Annotated in this window: 3 protein-coding genes and 1 pseudogene; all 4 read left to right on the top strand. The window is 60.6% G+C overall.

What is annotated here, in order from left to right; all coding sequences use genetic code 11:
* Window positions 1–462 (top strand): annotated as a pseudogene (eno, locus tag ENZ74_RS25465) (phosphopyruvate hydratase); the annotation flags it as partial.
* A 276-nt stretch (window positions 463–738) separates the two neighbouring features.
* The gene (locus ENZ74_RS25460) at window positions 739–1,062 is read left to right on the top strand and encodes a septum formation initiator family protein (RefSeq protein WP_027038975.1); all 324 of its coding nucleotides are present in this window, start codon (window positions 739–741) and stop codon (window positions 1,060–1,062) included.
* Between the two features lie 194 nt (window positions 1,063–1,256).
* A complete protein-coding gene (pdhA, locus tag ENZ74_RS25455) occupies window positions 1,257–2,294 on the top strand; it encodes a pyruvate dehydrogenase (acetyl-transferring) E1 component subunit alpha (RefSeq protein WP_063168051.1) in 1,038 nt (345 codons plus the stop codon).
* A gap of 15 nt (window positions 2,295–2,309) precedes the next feature.
* The coding region (locus ENZ74_RS25450; RefSeq protein ID WP_127313066.1) for a pyruvate dehydrogenase complex E1 component subunit beta at window positions 2,310–3,697 on the top strand (1,388 nt) is incomplete at its 3' end.

Genomic DNA, 3,697 nt, shown 5'->3' with positions numbered 1-3,697 from the left:
GCCAAGCTTGCCGCCGACTATCCGATCATCTCGATCGAGGACGGTCTTGCCGAGGACGATTGGGAAGGCTGGAAGTACCTGACCGACCTGATCGGCAAGAAGACGCAGCTGGTTGGCGACGATTTGTTCGTCACCAACACGGCGCGGCTGCGCGACGGCATCCGCATGGGGGTTGCCAACTCGATCCTGGTTAAGGTCAACCAGATCGGCTCGCTTACGGAAACGCTCGACGCCGTCGAGACCGCGCACAAGGCCGGCTACACCGCCGTGATGTCGCACCGCTCGGGCGAAACCGAGGATTCGACCATTGCCGATCTCGCCGTCGCCACCAATTGCGGACAGATCAAGACCGGCTCGCTGTCGCGCTCGGACCGCATGGCCAAGTACAATCAGCTGATCCGCATCGAGGAAGAGCTCGGCAAGCAGGCAAGCTACGCCGGCAAGTCGGTGGTCAAGGGCTGATCCGGAAACACCGGCTCATCGATACCGGACAAAAGGGCGGGAGCATTCCCGCCCTTTTTCGTTTCGGCGCCGCCAAACAGGTCACCCGTAACCGTCCGTTAAGCACAATCGGGCGAGAAAGATCGTGAGCCGCCTGAGTTCGCGGGCTAGAGCCGGATGATCTCAGGTCTGTTCGACCTGAAATCTGAATCCGACTCTAAATCAAAGAGATAGAGCATGATGTCGTCCGAAAACCGCTTCACACTTTTCGGCATCATGCTCTAGAGGAATCGGGCGATGTGGACGCGTCAGCACAAGCAGAGAAACACCGGCCGGCTGATCATTCCCTCGCTTTGCGTGGCGTTCCTGGCCTATTTCGGCTTTCATGCCTATCACGGCGAATTCGGTATCTACTCGAAATATCAGCTGGAAGCCCAGACGGTTGCGCTGCAAGGCCAGCTCGATGCGATCAAGGCGCGCCGCATGGAGCTCGAGCGCCGCGTTCGGCTGATGCATGAAGGCACGCTCGAGAAGGACATGCTCGATGAGCAGGCGCGCAAGGCGCTCAATCTGTCCCAAGCTGACGAAATCACCATTATGTTGCCGACCTCGGCGAAATAACTGATTTCAAGTTAATCACCAATATTTTCAATGATTTTAATCGCTTAGGCGCATGCCAGCTATGCAAATTCGGCATGGCGCAACGCTTTGACGCGTGTTAGCCTCCCTAAAATCGGTGGGGAGGAGCTGATCTCCCCAGAGCAGATTTCATCCTGCTCTAATGTCCACGAAGAGACGCCAACAGGGAGTGATGCATGGCCACCGCCGCCAGAAAAGCGCCTGCCAAATCCAAATCCGACGGCAAATCGGGGCTTTCGACCCCCAAACCTGTCGAATTCACCAAGGACGAAGAGCTTGCCGCTTACCGGCACATGCTGCTCATCCGTCGTTTCGAGGAAAAGGCCGGCCAGCTCTACGGCATGGGTTTCATCGGCGGCTTCTGCCACCTCTATATCGGCCAGGAAGCGGTCGTCACCGGCATGAAGATGGCGCTGATCGACGGCGATCAGATGATCACCGCCTATCGCGACCACGGCCACATGCTGGCGATGGAGCTGTCGCCGCGCGGCGTCATGGCCGAGCTGACCGGGCGTCGCGGCGGCCTGTCACGGGGCAAGGGTGGCTCCATGCACATGTTCTCCAAGGAAAAGCACTTTTATGGCGGCCACGGCATCGTCGGCGCGCAGGTGTCGCTCGGCACGGGCTTGGCCTTCGCCAACCGCTACCGCGACAACAACAATGTCTCGCTGACCTATTTCGGCGACGGTGCGGCCAACCAGGGCCAGGTCTATGAAAGCTTCAACATGGCCTCGCTGTGGAAGCTGCCGGTGATCTACATCATCGAGAACAACCGGTATGCCATGGGCACCTCGGTGTCGCGCTCTTCGGCGGAAACCAATTTTTCGCACCGTGGCGCTTCGTTCAAGATTCCCGGCATCCAGGTCGACGGCATGGACGTGCGCGCTGTCAAGGCCGCCGGCGACCAGGCGACCGAATGGTGCCGCGCCGGCAACGGGCCGATCATTCTCGAAATGCAGACCTATCGCTATCGCGGTCACTCGATGTCCGATCCGGCGAAATACCGCTCAAAGGAAGAAGTGCAGAAGATGCGCTCCGACCATGACCCGATCGAACAGGTCAAGGCGCGGCTGATCGAGAAGAAGTGGGCAACCGAGGACGAGCTTAAGGCCATCGACAAGGAGGTCCGCGACATCGTCGCTGACGCCGCCGAATTTGCCCAGAACGATGCAGAGCCGGATCCGTCCGAGCTCTGGACCGATATCGTATTGTAACGGGAGGGCAAGGACATGCCGATCGAAATTCTCATGCCCTCTCTCTCGCCGACCATGGAAGAGGGCAATCTTTCCAAGTGGTTGAAGAATGAGGGCGACAAGGTCGTCGCCGGCGACGTCATCGCCGAGATCGAAACCGACAAGGCGACGATGGAAGTCGAGGCCGTCGACGAAGGCACGCTTGGCAAGATCCTGATCGCCGCCGGCACCGAAGGCGTCAAGGTCAACACACCGATTGCCGTTTTGCTGCAGGACGGCGAAAGTGCCGGCGATATCGGCAAGTCCTCGGCTCCCGCCAAGGCGGAATCACCGGCAAAGGCAGAGGCTCCAGCCGCGGCGGAGGACAAGGCGGAGGCCGCAAAACCGGCTGCCGCGCCGGTGGCTGCTGCACCGAAGACGGAAATCGCCGCCGATCCGGACATTCCGGCCGGCACAGAGATGGTCTCGACCACGGTACGCGAAGCGCTGCGCGATGCGATGGCCGAGGAAATGCGCCGCGACGGCGATGTCTTCGTCATGGGCGAGGAGGTCGCCGAATACCAGGGCGCCTACAAGATCACGCAAGGGCTGCTGCAGGAATTCGGGCCGCGGCGCGTCGTCGACACGCCGATCACCGAGCATGGCTTTGCCGGCGTCGGCGTCGGCGCGGCGATGGCCGGCCTGAAGCCGATCGTCGAGTTCATGACCTTCAACTTCGCCATGCAGGCGATCGACCAGATCATCAACTCCGCCGCCAAGACGCTCTACATGTCGGGCGGCCAGATGGGTGCGCCGATCGTTTTCCGTGGACCGAACGGCGCTGCCGCACGCGTCGCCGCGCAGCACTCGCAGTGCTACGCCGCCTGGTATAGCCACATTCCGGGCCTGAAAGTGGTGATGCCCTACACCGCCGCCGACGCCAAGGGCTTGTTGAAGGCGGCGATCCGCGATCCCAATCCGATCATCTTCCTCGAGAATGAGATCCTCTATGGCCAGTCCTTCGACGTGCCGAAGCTGGATGATTTCGTGCTGCCGATCGGCAAGGCGCGCATCCACAAGACCGGCAAGGACGTCACCATCGTCTCTTTCGGCATCGGCATGACCTATGCGGTCAAGGCGGAAGCCGAGCTGCGCGGCTTGGGCATCGATGCCGAGATCATCGACTTGCGCACGATCCGGCCGCTCGATCTCGACACCATCATCGCCTCGGTCAAGAAGACCAACCGGCTGATCGTTGTCGAAGAGGGATATCCGCAGAACTCGGTCGGCGACCATATCGCCAACCAGGTGTCGCAGCGCGCCTTCGATTTCCTCGACGCGCCGGTCATCACCATCGCCGGCAAGGATGTGCCGATGCCCTATGCCGCCAACCTCGAGAAACTGGCTTTGCCGAACGTCGGCGAAGTCATCGAGGCGGTCAAAGC

Source organism: Mesorhizobium sp. M7A.F.Ca.CA.002.15.2.1 (genome assembly GCF_003998715.1).
Classification (GTDB): Bacteria; Pseudomonadota; Alphaproteobacteria; order Rhizobiales; family Rhizobiaceae; genus Mesorhizobium; species Mesorhizobium ciceri.
The sequence above is the reverse complement of the archived record's forward strand: the minus strand, read 5'-3'. Positions and strand labels throughout refer to the sequence as shown.

What these genes read in the sequence shown, in the direction of transcription:
- ENZ74_RS25460 (WP_027038975.1), top strand. Translation starts at nt 739, where the DNA reads ATGTGGACGCGTCAGCACAAGCAGAGAAACACCGGCCGGCTGATCATT.
- pdhA (WP_063168051.1), top strand. Translation starts at nt 1,257, where the DNA reads ATGGCCACCGCCGCCAGAAAAGCGCCTGCCAAATCCAAATCCGACGGC.